We start from the raw sequence: 15030 nt of genomic DNA on the forward strand, positions 1-15030 counted from the left end.
AACCATGCCACGTCAATTGCGTGTTTATTTGTTCGAATGAACTATCACATTAATTAAGCGCGACCGCCTCTCCCGTTAAGTCTACAAATAACCAATAGCGCTTATTGTTAAGCTAACAAGTAAGCTAGCGCGATTAAAACAAGCACTTATTACAACTGGTTTATGTATCCAACCAAAGGGAGAGCGGCTTTACTGCTTTTGTGATCAAGGTTGCTGTTTAGTAGGTGCTATTGCTATCTCACGAATACATACATTTTGTGGTTGGTTGTATGCGAACATAACCGTTCTTGCGACATCATCGGCACTCAACGCTCCACCAATGTCTTTTTTCCAGTTTTCATAGCCATCTTTTATGTCGTCAGAAGTGGTATGAGAAAGCAACTCGGTTTCAACTGGCCCTGGGGCAATCGTAATTACACGAACATTGGCTGAGGCAGCCTCTTCTCTTACATTCTCAGAAATGGCATGTACAGCGAATTTAGTGCCGCAGTATGCCGCATGATTTGGAAATGTTTTTTTACCTGCAATAGAGCTAATGTTGATAATAGTTCCCGTGTTTCGTTCTAGCATAGGGGCAAGTGCGGCTTGCATACCATTCAGTAACCCAATAACGTTCACATCAAACATGTGTTTCCACTCACTTGGCTCTTGAGTGTCAATTTGTCCCAGTAGCATAACCCCCGCATTATTTATTAATAAATCGACCTCTCCAAATAATTGCTCTGCTTTCAGTATTGCTGCTGTAAAAGCATGTTTGTCCGTAACATCAACTTTTTCGCACAACGTATTGGGCAAATTCAGTGCTTCTAATTTTTCTACTCGACGTGCGAGCAGCAGCAATGGGTGACCTTGTGCGCTTAATTGACGTGCAATTGCTTCACCAATACCCGAACTCGCACCTGTAACAACAACTAGCTTTTTCATATTTGATTACCTTTTATCGATTAAAATTGAACACCCATCTTGTAGCGAAAAGCAATAAACCATCGCTTTTCCATTAAGCTTTAATGCTATTGAGTGACTAGGTACTATCTTAAAGCTAGTTTATTAGTGCATATATATCATTTCAGTTGAAACACTGTTGCACCTGAGCAACAATAAACATCACGACTATGTAATACTAATCAGTTGCTCGGATTTTGAACTCTAACAATGATGCTTCATTAGATCTTTTAGAATAAGGAGAGTGTTTAGTGATAATTGACCAAATAAGCTTGGATGATATTCGTATTTTTGCCGTAGTTGCTGAACAGGGTAGCTTCACTAGCGCGGCAGAGTTGCTTAAGGTCTCTCGGTCACATATATCAAGAAGAGTAAGTGCGCTTGAAAAACAAACTGGTTTGACGCTGCTACAAAGAACAACAAGAACATTAAAATTAACGGATAGTGGTAAACGACTGGTTGCTCAATGTCATAGCGCAATACAAAAAATTGAATATGCCCTAGTAGATGCCATTAATGATAATGATAATCTTAAGGGAAATATCCGAGTCAACAGCGTTGGTGGGTACTTGGGTGAAGTCTACGTTGCGAGTCTCGTTAGTGAATTTATGAAACTGCACCCTGAAGTGTCTGTTGAACTTGATTTTAGTAGCCATCGAGTTGACTTAATTAACGATGAATTTGATGTTGCATTTCGTATGGGGAAGCTCGAAGACTCAGGTTTTGTCGCACGGCAATTATGTATGATAGAAATGTGTACGCTCGCAAGCCCCAATTATTTAACTGGTAAACCGGTGATTAAGCATCCAAAAGAGTTGCAAATGCATTGCTGCTTAACCGGCTCTGTTGCACATTGGCGCTACTTGCACCATCAAACAAATGAATCATATTCCGTCTCCATTGACGGTACCTTACGCTGTAAAAACGGACAAGTATTAATCAGTGGTGCTCTTAATGGACTCGGGATAATACGCGTGCCTCGGATTTATTGTCAAAATGCGATAGACGAAGGAAAGTTGGTGGAAGTGTTTACTGAATGGCATATTCCAAGTGTTGAGTTTTCTCTTCTTTATCACAAGGATAAACATCAAGCTAAGAGACTGGCTGCATTTATTGAATTTACAAAAGCATACTTCTTAAATACTTAGCTAGTGGCGTCCCTTCGTTATTCCGAAGTCAACCGTTTAACAAAATAAGTTATCAACAAAGTTTTAGGTAAAGCCAAAGGCTTCCATACTAAACAACCTTAACTGGGGATAAATAGTTAAAAGTAGATAAATACTCGTATTTTTTAGAAAAGCAAATGCACGATTAATTAATTCGTCATACTCTTGTCCTCATCGGTACGCCACTGGTGCGCGATATTTAGGGGGCATAAACTGCCCCCTAAAACATTTAACGTCTCGCTGCCCAAAACACGATCACCACTAGCATGTTCGCAATCAGCAAGTAGGGCATGGTGTTATCAACGCCATACAGTCCAGTACCAACTATCGGCCCACTGATAATTCCCAACCCTTGAGCAGCCGACACTATACCAGCAGCCGCGCCTTGTTCGGTAGGGTTGACCGAATTAGCAGCCAGTGCAGAGACCGATGGATAAATCCAGCCCATACCAAACCCAGCTATTGCATAACTCGCCCAAATAGTCATGGTATTGACCGCCAACACAGCGCTTACAAACCCAACAGCAGCAATGAGCCCGCCACACAAGATTAGTTGTTTTGGTTGCCATGTTAATTTCTGCAATACAATCTGGGCAATAATCAATGCAACTCCAACAATAGCCAAAGCAACACCCGCAGCCCTAGCTGCTTGAGCGGGTTCAAGTTGGAGCTGATCAAGTACAAAAAAGCCAACTATAATTTGCGCCACCGCCACACTAAAAGTGCTGACGAATGCGACTCCAACAGCACTTCGCAAACGTTTATCACCGAGGCTTACTGTATTAGCCGATGGCTGAGCATGCAGCTCTACTTTTGGTAATACGCGCCATAGAACAAGCAGCGCGATAACCGGAAAAAAGGCTGTAATATACAATGGCAAGCTTAAACTTATTGGCCCAAGCAAACCAGCAAGACCAGGGCCAATCACCATTCCAGCAGCACTTGCAGCGCCAACTCCAGCCATTGCACCAGCACGGCTATCTGGTGCTATATGGTCTGCTACCAACGCTGCCGTTGTTACAGGTACCGCCGCATAAAAAAATCCAGCGATCCCTCGACCAACAACAATACCGATAAAAGCCATCACAGGCAGTATTGCACTGTGTAAGGCATAATCAATAAACAGCGCCAATATAAAGTAACTAACCACAAATCCAGTGAGACCGAACAACATCACTGGACGGCGACCTTTTCTGTCACTTAGTCTCCCCCACACCCGTGCCATGATAACCCAGGCTAACCCAGCTACAGTTACAGCGGCACCTACTTGCCAAGCTGACAATCCTATAACTCGAGCAATGGGTGCAGCTAAGGCCGAAAAGGCCATCATTGCCATAGTGCATACAAAGGTTTCAAACATCATTGGCTTTAAGCTAAAAGATGTTGCCTGCAACGATTTAGTATTATTCCTTATGCTGGTCATTTGAGCTCCATTTCATCAACAGGTTTTGACAGTTTTCCGACTTCATCTATTCACCCAAACATCTGTCCTCAAGATGATTGTCATCTAGTGTGCGATCAGTGCGTTGCTGGTTAACCGCCGCACTCTTCGCTGCTCGATATAAAAATGCCCGCACATCATCAATAGGAGGGTCAGGGTTGCGCCTTAGCATATTTTCAGCAACCGATTGAAAGATATCTTCAGCTGTTTCAGCACAACCAACTTTTCTGATGAGAAATCGGCTGACTTCTAGTCGGTACTTTTCTATTGCCCCCGCCATAGATACAGTATACACCTCTGATGAGCTACGGCCTTTTGCTGAAAATAACTTCTAAGTTATTGATAAATCTTTACTAACCACATAACTACGGGCTAAGAAAGAGAATCCAGGCAATACTGTAAGGCTTCGTGTAACAATACCGCAAATAGAAATCACTCTCAATAACGAACTGCAATTAGGTACAACAATAACCTGGTCAAAAATCATGCTTTCTACATAACTTGCTACTCGCTGTCGCGTTTTTTCAAAGTTGTACTTTTAAGATGCTGTAAAAAGCTTAGATCCAAACTCGGAGTTATTAATTTAGGGGATAATTAATCAAAAACGTGTACAGCAACCTTATTTCAAAGTGTTTTGATGCTAAAGCGAAGCAATTCGTTGCAATGTTAAGTAGAGCCTGACACAACCATGATGAACAAATATTAGTGCAGATCAGTATTAACTCAATAATACACGCAGGCACAGTATCTAATCAGCTTGCCTTTTAACCTCACTGATAACGAATAACACCGTATTGATTACTTCGGTAGGTTTTTCAAATTGTATGTAATGCGACGTGTTATGGAATAATTTCAAATGACTATTAGATGACCATGATGCTTGGTCGTTAAACATATAACGGTCTTGCTCCATTACTGCCGGCACAATATCACGGCTTAAACCTGCATTGGCAAGTTGTAGATCAGACATTTTTGTGTAATTAACAATGTTACCGAGAACAAACATAGGTCTGTCGCCAAAGTTTCTTAGTGAGCGGATTTGTTTTAGACCAACAGAGTAATTCAAAATTTCCTGAGATAAAGTATGATCAGATAATGGTGCAAAGGCTTTCACAGCTTCTGAATGATACTGTGATTGATTTGGAAAAGCGAAACTAGCCTGATTATTTATAATACGAGTTAAACCTATTATATCCATAATGGGCTTAACTATTTGGAAAACTGAATTTTTTAAAGATAGAATCAATGGTATTTCAACATCTTGAACTAAATCCATCTGCTCTGGATGAGGTGAGTCTATCAACACAATACCAGCAACTTTTTTTTCAAACAGCTCAGTAAATTTCGTAATATATACACCACCAAATGAATGACCAACCATAATATATGGAGGTTTCTCATTCGATATAACAAGCGCTTTATTTAAATCACTCGCAATATCTTGCATCAAATTGTTTGTTCGGGGCCGAGGGTCACTCCACATGATACCTGCGCGATCATAAGCACAAGTTCTCGTTGTTTGAGCTAATTGGTCATGAACAGCTGACCAACTTAATGAACCCAAAGTATCTAAGCCTGATTCAAGAATAACAATAGGCGTACCTTCCCCTCTGCAGTCAATGTGCAAAAAGCGAGAACCTATATCAACTAATGAGCCGTTAGCTGGATACTTTAATAATGTATTATTTCGAGAGACTTGTTCATAAGTTATACCGAAACTAAGAAGTAACAGTACAAATAAACAAAAACTTAAGACAGTTTTGCTTTTAGATAACAACGGTAATACCCTATATTTAATTTAAGTAGGCTAACACCTTCCTAATTAACACACAAATAATTGAATAAAATAATCAGCACTAGTGCACACGCCGAGCTTTAAGAACACTGTCAAAATTCGGTTGTTATATATTTTTATTCAAAAATCTAGAGATAAATAAACTTCTAACAGGAAGTTATTAATCCTACTAGGTTTGCTGATATTTCTTGTAGTATTCATCATTTCATCCATTGTCATTTTGCGTCCTTTTGTTTAGGAATTTGTCATATGCCGAATATATAGTGCATGTTTAACAAAGTTAACCGTGTAACCAAAAAAAGATACATAGCATTAAATTATCACATCGGATAATTTTTATGACTTTAAAGTTGATTCTATTGATGACATTACAGGCGTATTCGGCCAGAAGCAAAACGAATAAGCAAAAGTCTACTGTGTAGTATTCCTTTGTTAAAGCATGTTTCAGCATTTTGCTCACTCCGAGCTGACCCTCGGCAAGCCTAACTTTTTAACTAACGTTGCAAATTGCTCATTTGTATATGGCCCAAATACAAATTCGTCGTGCTCTGCAAACTCGTGATCTTTGATTTTATCAATGTAATAAAAAGAGCAAGTTTGATATGGGCAAGCATAAACTGATATATATTTTTTATTAGCGGTAATATTTACAGGCTCATGAATACGCCCAATATAAGCACCTTCACCAATGCTATAACCTAAAGTTTTAATACCATTAATATAGTAAACTTCATACGGCAACTCTTCCCAAATAGGGGAGCAACCAATTAGAGATAATGTTGCCAAAGCTAGAATTACTCTCATAAGCCTCCCCAAATACTAATGCATTGCTTAAAGGCGTAAAAATGTTTGGTTACAATTGGCGAAAAATATGCGCAGGCCACGCCTTGTTCGTCCCCCTTTAATATACATATTAGATTTTAAATACTGATGACTGCGAGCATATCTTCATTGTCTTCATCCATACCAACCTCAACAAAGCCAAAGCTAGAATAGAACTCCTTAGCCACAGGATTCTTAGGGTTATAGCAAATTTCTATTTCCTTAAGGTTTGCAAGCTGCTTAATTTCGGCTAAAGCAAGATCTAACGCTTTACGACCAATGCCATTTTTTTGGTGTTTATGATCAATCATAAACCGCCAGATTGAAACCTTTGTAATCGACTCTTTAGCCCACATAAAGAAGCCGACAGGCTCTTTTTCCAAGTATATTGCTCTGGTTTCATACCCATCGTTAAACATAGATTCAACAAGTGACCACATATTACAAGCAACGTATTCTTCTTGCTCCTTTGATACATCAAGCTCACACACTGCTTCGTAATTATCTTTTGTAATTTGACGAAGTGACACTTCCAAGATTTTCTCCTTAAAGCTGGTGTTACCTACCAAAAGTAGACAGCTTAATTTATGCATACCTGCTTGCGTATTCCATTGGACTTAAATACCCTCATGCTGAACGCAATCGTACGCGGCTATAAAATATTTCAATGCACTCAAATATACTCACTTTAATTTCTTCAAGCGACTGATATTTGAGTAAAATACTAACTCCCGTTTAATTTCGAATAAAAAGGCTCCATCACCACATTATCCCAACAGTTATTTCTTCTACTAGTACTAGTTGTAGCTCCTATGTTACCTATAAGCCCTTGGTACATTAGTACTCTGCATTGAATATCTCTAACCGAGTGTGTAATCAAATCGGCTCAGATTTCTCTGCGCTCAATTGCCATTTTCAACGCGCTTATTATCAGTAATTCTGTCATTTGCGTATAAAATGACCCACTAACTATCGCTTGAGGAAATAGGTCCATCACTGCCATAAAGTAAAGCCATTGCCCTTTACACCATATATACGTGATATTTGTCACCCATTTCTCGTTTGGAGAAGCCGCAAAAAACTTCCTGTTTAATACATTTTCAGCCACATTCGGTGTCGCATAGCTAGACTGAAGAGCTACATTGAATGGAGCTAGATTGACGCTCACTTCAACTCAGAATTACACAAAATTGTCTATTATTCGTATCGAAACAACTCTAAAGTAAGGTAGCTATTGGTGTTTTCATATTTCTAAACATCAAAGCCTAAGCATCGTACAGGGCAAGACGCTGTGGTTAACAGAGCTTAAGGGGTTATCGCTAAATAGTTTATTCGGTTAAGCCAGCAAATATTCACAATTTGCTAGATTTGTGCGCCGTCGCCTTTTAAGGGTTTCACAGCAAGCGGTGAGTACTCGCGGGATGGGCAGTTGGTTGTTACCTGGAGGTTTTGTGCAACTGATAAGACAATTGCTTTAGTAAAAATGCAAAAGCGCTCTAATAAAATAATAATTACACTCGGTTGCTGATATATAAATTTAATTGAACATGTCATGAAAAACCCACTCTAATTGGGAGTGGGCTAATTTAAAAATTGTTACTTATGGAAAGCTACTTTTTAGAGAGTACCAATTGGGTTAATCCGTTGGGGTTTATCAACACACTGAGTGACTGCATAAGCCGCAATTCTATAATTACTACCTAAACATATACCTACTTTGTAGGTTTTACCTAACTCTAGGTCGAGGGAATCTAGGTCAATGGGGCTTTCTATTAATTCATCTGTCAGATTTTTACAATAGTAGATACCCGTATCCGTGCTCGTTCCTTGTGTTGAACCGTCCCCTTCTAAATTTGGAGCGACCTGACCATTATCCCAACCATAGTTGGTGTTAACATCTGTAATAAACAACCAGCAGGTACCATTTTTAGGCTTTTGAATGTCTGACGGTACCTCAAAGCTAATAGAACCAGATGATGGCATTAGCTGTAATTTGTTAATGCTCGTTTTATCGTTCACTTCAGATGTGCCACAGCATTTATCAATAAGTGCGCTTGCTGCAATCACATCCGCTTTTTTTGATTGTAAAAAAACACCTGCAACTAAATAAAACTTGGTTGCAGAATCAAATTTGGATAAACTTTCAGTACAAATCTCAACTTTACGATTAAAATACACGTTATTCATTGGCTCAGTATACTTATCAGTTAATGCATCGCCATTTTCGTCTTGCAGCTGATACCAAATTTTGGCCTCAACGCCTTTTGGTGGTGAAACTTTTGGCCCTGTATATTTAAAGGTCAAGGCTTTGTTTTGATTGTCCCAGGAAATGTTAGACAGGTATGATTCTTGAGGCTGTACAAATACTTGTTTACCTCCTTTAAAAGTTTTAAGCACAGGAATATCACGCATCCCTTGTGCAGGGTAAGCCATGTTTTTGCGGTTTTGGTACCTCAGCGGTGACTCTGCCAAAATCGTGAAGTCTGCGCACTTACCAACTTCCAACGATCCAACCCATTTATCCGCGTGGCATTGCCAGGCAGCATCATAAGTCATCGCTTTAAGAGCTTGAAATGGCGTAAGTCGTTCATTCGGGTTTAATACTTCCAGGCTTTGATTTGGCGCACTTTCCATTAGTCGAGTGATGGCCTGCTCCATATAACGCAAAGGTCCCATAGGCGTAACACTATAATCACTATGAAGTGTTATTCGCATACCATGGTTATTAATGGCTGATGCACATAAATCTAATTGGTCTGCTCGTTGTTGACCGATAATAGTATTTTTAAAATTCCACCCCCAATAACCGACATGCCCAATAGTAAAACTTGGTGAAATGCCAAGGTGTTCCATTTCAGCCATGGTACTTGGTGAAAGCAAGGAGCAGTGCTCAATTCTGTCTCGACGTTGGTCTATAGTGTTTTTCGTAATACCAGCTTGTTTAAAGGCGCTGAGCGTTCTGTCTATCGCGTGATCGCCATTAGCATGCGTCATCGTCGGCCAACCATAATTGTTGGCTATTCTCATTAGTCCATTAAACTCTATTGGGTAGCCATAATTAAACAGGCCTGTAATATTCTGCTCTGCTAATTTTTTTATTTTATCTTCATTTTCTTCATTGAAGTCTGACTGTTCTGCATGGGCAAACACTTCATAATTTTCATTACAATCATACGGCGTATACTGATAGCCAGTTAATCCTTGTGAAGAACCATCGGCTATAAGCTTTAGAAAAGAAAGATTAAAGTCTTCGTCACCTGAGTTGGGCAAACCCAAAGAGCCGATGCTTGTATTCAATTGATCCAAACTATCTATCAAGTAAGCACCGCCTATGCGTACCTTACTCTTTGAGCTTTTGGCATACGCTTTTAAAATCTCTATTTGCTTCTCATCTAGCGCAGCATCCAACATATATGTGCTACCATGAGACACCGCACTTTCAAACAGCTTATCGAACTCTTGTTTAATTCGTTCTTTTGCTTGTAGCTTAATTTTCCCGTTTTCATAGTCATATGTTTCTATCAGAACTTTTAAAACTGGCACCATTTCAGAGAGTTCTTCAAGTACCCCGTTTTTACCTGTACTAACTTTTTTTTGTTTTTTACTTCCATTTTCTGCTTCTACGCTTATGTTATGTTCATCAATGACCTTAATCGCCGCATTATTAATATATGCCAAATGTCCTGATGTATTTGTAATATAAATCGGCACAGAATTAGATATGCCATCTAACTTATCCGCATTTATAACTTTATTCCCAGAAGAGAATAATGAAGGATCCATATTATGCCCTAGAATCCAACCTTCACCAGCTGTCATATTGTCTGCTTTTTCGGTCAAGACCTTTTTAACCCAATCAAAATTATATTTATCTTTTGGAAACACATTCTCCCGAAGTTGCTGACCATAAAAAGGGCTTAAATCTAACCCTGCATTAATTACCGCGCTGGGAATAATATGCACATGAGGCTCAATAAATGCAGGAATTAAAGTGGCTGCACCTTCAATTTCTTCGACCTTAGGTACTGAGTCTGAGAATTCTTTTTTTACATCTTCAAAACTACCTGCAGCGCAAATTTTTCCATCTTTAATACCTATTGCTTCGACATTTTCATTCATTCCCTCTCGCATAGTTAAGATTGTGCCGCCATTTATAGCGTGCATAATAAAACTCTCTGTCGCGTTATCTTCGGTTTGATCATTCAATTCGCAAGACGGGTTAAAATCTTTTGGCAATAAGCTTTGCCATAATTTACTGCCACAAGCACAGTTAAATATTTGATTACATTTATGAGTCATTTTTTATCCTTAATTTGAAATAGATAGTCTATTCTTCATCTAATGCAGTTCTTTTTTTAGCCAAGCACACAAGCATGGCTGCGAACAACACAGAACACATTTACAAATGAAGGGCAAAGTCACAATAAAACAATTAGGCAATGAGTTTAGGTAGTTTATACATACAATATACAGTAGCACACGAAATGGAGAGTAAAAATTACACAGAGTTACACATCTCTTGCAATCCACTTCCTTTAACATGTGACATGTAAACTTTGGTTTTTTGGTAAAGTCATCAGCAGAGTTTGCAGCAAAGTTATTCGCTGACTTTCAGAGAATTACGGCAGAAGCACAATTTCGTTAACAATGAGCTTTTTACTACAAGATATGACACATGAATTTGAAAAAGGCCATTACACTTCATGCTCTTAAGTTATTTTAAACGTAAGGCGCTTCTCGTATTCATAAATTAAGATTCATCGCTCAAACAGGCTGTATTCGGGCGTGGTAAGATTAGCCTCGATACTTCTCAAGCGTCCTCGGTGAAAACTTTACTTGGTGTCTGCCCCTATAAAATGTACTTGAGCGACACAGCCAAGCTTTGAGAATCACTCTTAAGTGCTTGTTATAAGTAATTCAGAATAAACTTCTCTTGAATAAAACCATTTGGAAATACAGTAGCTTCTATATTTGTAAGCTTAATACTTTTATTCAATTCGCCAAAAAGCGGAATACCTTTACCTAAAATGATTGGTGCTTTTGTAATTGTCATTTCATTGAGTAGTTGAAGATTAATAAAATTCGTAATTGTAGTGCCGCCATCAATATAAGCATGTTTATAGCCACTACTTTTGAGTTGACTTATTAGCTTCAAAATATCACCTGAATACATCTCAACTTTGTTACGTAAATTTTCAGGTGGCTCTTTCATTGTATTACTTAATACATAGATTTTTGTATCACCATAAGGCCATTGCTCAGGAGTCAAGTTAAAACCAGCAATAGCATCCATGCATTTTCGCCCCATAATCATGCAATCAACTGAGGCGATAAATTCATCAAATCCCATATCAGGGTTCTCACTCATATCTGCTTCAGAATTTCCTGCAGTGTGCAGCCAATCAACATCGCCATCAAATGTTGCTATATAGCCATCGGCACTGGTTGCAATATAAACGGAACACTTCATAGCTTATTTTTACTCCGAAATTGAGATTACTTATAACATCTCAGTTAAAACGCAAAATCTAGTTGGCTATCATCTGAATCGGATCGAAACCAAGCCAACGCAATTTTATTCACTTATCAAACAGTCTGATAATTATTGAACCCTCTCCTAGAAGTTTAGCTGACAGCTAAACTTCTAGGCGACCAAACCTAAAGGAGAAAGATCAATGAAATCCTATTCTACTTTTCATTAATATTATTGTGGAATTGGCCTTCATGCACACATTTTATACGTTTGCATACCTGATGGACGCGGTAATAAGGTTGTTCATCAAAAAATACAAGCTGATAAACATGAATTACTTAAACTGACTTCACCTTATCTTGAAGATATTGTTATTGGTGTCGTGTCATGCATTACTGGTATTGGATTAGTAATTGATGTGCTGAACATGATAGCGATTTTGTGCTTATGCCAGTAATAGCTGAATTTGACAGGTAAGTGTTGTCGGAGTAATAAGCTATTTCGCCGTGATTAGACACCGATTGATGCGCACTAATTTAAGCAATGCATTAAATCGTTTTCACCTTAGTTGAACCTTTAACTAACTGGACGAATGAGCCATCCGTTTGAGTGGCGCCAGATTAAGGTTAACTGATGAATATCTAGTGGCCCAAACATTAAGTTGTATCGACTGACTTGGGCAGTGGTGGTCGCAATAAGCTCCCTCAATCTGTGTTTGCCAAAAACGGTTTTAACGGCCAAACATAACGAAGTTGGACAGGTTTAGGAATGACTAATACAAATTAGCAGCTAAAAAGAATCGTTATGCTTACTGGATCGAAGAAGGTTCATATGTGTTATGTTGCAGTACTAATCTCCAGCACTTTTATTATTCTTCTCCGAATCACCACCGAAAATAGAGCCAAATCCAAACTAATAATGCCCAGTAAGAAATTTTGAAAGTACTGCTGACAACACAAGAGTAGTTAAGCCAATTCCCCACTGATTAGTTAAAATCAAATAAAATGAACCTATGAACAAACTAATGGCAATAATATTTTTAATCATCAACTACTCCTTGTTGAAACCCTATGCAATATAGACATAATAACCTCCACACAGTGCTAACTTTCGACCTTCGTGGGTTAGTTAAAAAGCCAGAGCCATAATTAGTTTGTCAAATAACTAAACAGCAGATGCTAGCATGAATAGACGTAACATACTTTTCATGGCTTAGATACTCATAAAGAGATCATTGAGGTTGCCTACACTGAAGATAATCGCGGCGCACAACCTATTCATTTCAGAGGTATATCTATTGCTAAAAACACGATTAAAAGCTTATCAGGCAATACTTTTTTCCTTTCACTACTCGCTGTCACCCCCCCCTATGATGACTATATTTTTCCGCATCACATACACGAAACCACTTTTTGAAAATAGCTAAGGTGCGCAGCTAAGCAATATCCCAAATAAGTTAAAGTTCATACTTCCCGCTGTATGTTTGCAACACAACGATTAATCAGTAGAACCTATATCATGACAGTTTAGGAGCTTTTGGGTCACACTGATATTCGTACAACTGAAAGGTATACTCATGCTATTGAGCCAAAACTTAGTTCCACTCTCAGCCCACTGGAGCAACTTTAATAAAGCTCCATAACCCCTAAACACCGTCCACTTAAGTATTTGCTTTCTTGACAAACTTCGCTGTCACCATCATTTCACCAACACCATCAACCTTGCAGTCAAGCTCATGGTCTTTTTTATCTAGCACACGCCTTACCAAAGCTTTAGTGCCTATTTTAATGACTTGTGAACTACCTTTGATTTTTAAATCTTTAATTACTGTGACTTTATCGCCATCAGCGAGTAGTGTGCCGTTGGCATCTTTTACTTGAAAGTCGTCCTCTTTAGCAGTCGCATTAGGATCCCATTCGTAAGCACATTCAGGGCATATTAGTTGACTTTGATCTTGATAAACATATTCAGAATTGCATTTGGGGCAAGCAGGTAAAGACATAATTAACTGTATCACTTTTAAGGCTGTGTATCATCGGCATATGATACTGTAAAAGTGAGTAGAGCGTCCTCTATATTCGTCTTTAAATCGCTATTGAATTAAGAATAGCTACCCAAAATGTTGCGGCACGGCAATTGCTTAGTAATTAATCTATATTTCATCATATAAAGGATTACCTATGCTTGTTAGTCAAACTCAAGGGGTTGGCTCACCAACAATTTATAGCAGCCAGAGCCTGAATCAACCAAAAAAGGCTGAAGCGGTACAAAAAGACACCCAAGTCTCCATTAGCCAAACCGCTAACAATGCCGAACATAATTGGCAAACTATTGCCTCTAAATACAACGTTCACAATATTTCTGCGGCAGAAGCACGAACTATGTCCCGAGAACTATTCGAAGGAGGGTTTATTGATTCAGGCCAGATGATAGCTATCGGCGCGCCGATATCTATGACTGAAAACCCACATGAAAAGATTGATTTACTTGGAGATATGAAGCGTACATTTGAAATTTCAGCGGCTAGCGGCGGGCTCAGTAAAACATCACGAGAGATTTATGCTTCGGCGATCACTACGCTTGAAAATCTCGCCAAGACACACAGAAATAATATGCCAATTTGAGGAAGCAAACCTGATGCAAATACCAATTAGACTTAATACTTGCGCAATTTGAAGGAGTAAACCCGACGCTAACAGCGTTAAAAACTTCTTATTTAGAACAACTAAATAGCAAAATTTTTGCCTTGCCTATATGGATGTAGGTACCTTAGCGAGAGCAGTACGCGGTAGCCGTGTTATCGACAAGATTTTCCTGTCTCAAAATAGCTCACTTCATTAAGCTGATGGGCACAAGTTGATATTCGTTAAATTACAGACACAAAAAAAGCAAGCCATAGCTTGCTTTTTCTTCATCTATTAAGCGATTAAAGCTTAACGATGTTCTCAGCTTGAGGACCTTTTTGGCCATCAGTTACTGTGAATTCTACTCTCTCGCCTTCAGCAAGTGTACGGAAACCGTCACCTTTGATTGCGCTGAAGTGTGCGAACACGTCAGGGCCATTTTCTTGAGCGATGAAACCAAAACCTTTTGACTCGTTAAACCACTTAACGGTACCTGTAAGAGTGTTAGACATAATACTAATCCTGATATAAAAACAAAAACCAATGCTTTGCATTGATGAGCTATGCCCATGTGGGCGCATAGACCTAAATTTGTAGAGTGGATAAAACTTCAGGACGGTACTACTACAAGCAAACACTTATACAACAACGTAATGGAGATTTTAAAACACTGACTCAAATTCTGTCTATGAACATCATATAGGGATTCCACCCTAAGTCAATGTATTTTTAATCAGCAATATGACTCGTTAATGACAAACCTCAAA

At 38.8% G+C, this 15030-nt stretch carries 14 protein-coding genes and 1 pseudogene; 3 read left to right on the forward strand and 12 right to left on the reverse strand.

Annotation, left to right across the window (positions count from 1 at the left end):
- Nucleotides 1-204: 204 nt before the first annotated feature.
- Nucleotides 205-924: an SDR family oxidoreductase gene (locus tag J8Z24_RS20000; RefSeq protein WP_125252613.1), complete on the reverse strand. Its 720-nt coding sequence runs from the start codon at nucleotides 922-924 to the stop codon at nucleotides 205-207.
- 269 nt (nucleotides 925-1193) lie between these two features.
- Here J8Z24_RS20000 and J8Z24_RS20005 point away from each other — a divergent pair, with 269 nt between their 5' ends.
- Nucleotides 1194-2090, forward strand: a complete 897-nt coding sequence (locus J8Z24_RS20005) for a LysR family transcriptional regulator (protein WP_252095722.1) — start codon at nucleotides 1194-1196, stop codon at nucleotides 2088-2090.
- Between the two features lie 247 nt (nucleotides 2091-2337).
- On the opposite strand, the gene J8Z24_RS20010 is transcribed toward J8Z24_RS20005, so the two are convergent.
- The 9 genes from J8Z24_RS20010 to J8Z24_RS21875 all read right to left on the reverse strand — a co-directional run bounded on the left by J8Z24_RS20010 (nucleotide 2338) and on the right by J8Z24_RS21875 (nucleotide 12686).
- On the reverse strand, nucleotides 2338-3531 hold the full coding sequence (locus J8Z24_RS20010; RefSeq protein WP_252095723.1) for an MFS transporter: 1194 nt from the start codon (nucleotides 3529-3531) through the stop codon (nucleotides 2338-2340).
- Between the two features lie 46 nt (nucleotides 3532-3577).
- Nucleotides 3578-3844 carry a sigma factor gene (locus J8Z24_RS20015; protein ID WP_252095724.1) on the reverse strand — a complete coding sequence of 89 codons (267 nt, stop codon included), beginning with the start codon at nucleotides 3842-3844 and terminating at the stop codon, nucleotides 3578-3580.
- Nucleotides 3845-4297: 453 nt separating this feature from the next.
- On the reverse strand, nucleotides 4298-5326 hold the full coding sequence (locus J8Z24_RS20020; protein WP_161972716.1) for an alpha/beta hydrolase: 1029 nt from the start codon (nucleotides 5324-5326) through the stop codon (nucleotides 4298-4300).
- 474 nt (nucleotides 5327-5800) lie between these two features.
- On the reverse strand, nucleotides 5801-6148 hold the full coding sequence (locus tag J8Z24_RS20025) for a hypothetical protein (protein WP_125252612.1): 348 nt from the start codon (nucleotides 6146-6148) through the stop codon (nucleotides 5801-5803).
- A 116-nt stretch (nucleotides 6149-6264) separates the two neighbouring features.
- Entirely contained in the window at nucleotides 6265-6702 is a 438-nt protein-coding gene (locus tag J8Z24_RS20030) for a GNAT family N-acetyltransferase (protein WP_147391374.1), read from the reverse strand.
- 350 nt (nucleotides 6703-7052) lie between these two features.
- Complete coding sequence (locus tag J8Z24_RS20035; protein WP_252095725.1) at nucleotides 7053-7334, reverse strand: DDE-type integrase/transposase/recombinase; 282 nt, start codon at nucleotides 7332-7334, stop codon at nucleotides 7053-7055.
- Between the two features lie 449 nt (nucleotides 7335-7783).
- Entirely contained in the window at nucleotides 7784-10465 is a 2682-nt protein-coding gene (locus J8Z24_RS20040) for an amidohydrolase (RefSeq protein ID WP_252095726.1), read from the reverse strand.
- 607 nt (nucleotides 10466-11072) lie between these two features.
- Nucleotides 11073-11636, reverse strand: coding sequence for a dihydrofolate reductase family protein (locus tag J8Z24_RS20045; RefSeq protein WP_252095727.1), 564 nt, complete (start codon nucleotides 11634-11636; stop codon nucleotides 11073-11075).
- A gap of 915 nt (nucleotides 11637-12551) precedes the next feature.
- Complete coding sequence (locus tag J8Z24_RS21875) at nucleotides 12552-12686, reverse strand: hypothetical protein (RefSeq protein WP_286037150.1); 135 nt, start codon at nucleotides 12684-12686, stop codon at nucleotides 12552-12554.
- Nucleotides 12687-12822: 136 nt separating this feature from the next.
- Between J8Z24_RS21875 and J8Z24_RS20050 the strand changes: the two are divergent.
- Nucleotides 12823-12965 (forward strand): annotated as a pseudogene (locus tag J8Z24_RS20050) (IS110 family transposase); the annotation flags it as partial.
- Between the two features lie 334 nt (nucleotides 12966-13299).
- Here J8Z24_RS20050 and J8Z24_RS20055 read toward each other — a convergent pair.
- Entirely contained in the window at nucleotides 13300-13641 is a 342-nt protein-coding gene (locus J8Z24_RS20055; RefSeq protein ID WP_125252608.1) for a zinc ribbon domain-containing protein YjdM, read from the reverse strand.
- Nucleotides 13642-13819: 178 nt separating this feature from the next.
- Between J8Z24_RS20055 and J8Z24_RS20060 the strand changes: the two genes are divergently transcribed.
- The gene (locus J8Z24_RS20060) at nucleotides 13820-14263 is read left to right on the forward strand and encodes a hypothetical protein (protein ID WP_252095728.1); all 444 of its coding nucleotides are present in this window, start codon (nucleotides 13820-13822) and stop codon (nucleotides 14261-14263) included.
- Between the two features lie 302 nt (nucleotides 14264-14565).
- On the opposite strand, the gene J8Z24_RS20065 is transcribed toward J8Z24_RS20060, so the two are convergent.
- Entirely contained in the window at nucleotides 14566-14775 is a 210-nt protein-coding gene (locus J8Z24_RS20065; protein WP_010603820.1) for a cold-shock protein, read from the reverse strand.
- Nucleotides 14776-15030: the final 255 nt, after the last annotated feature.

The organism is Pseudoalteromonas sp. SCSIO 43201 (genome assembly GCF_023716725.1).
GTDB lineage: Bacteria > Pseudomonadota > Gammaproteobacteria > Enterobacterales > Alteromonadaceae > Pseudoalteromonas > Pseudoalteromonas peptidolytica.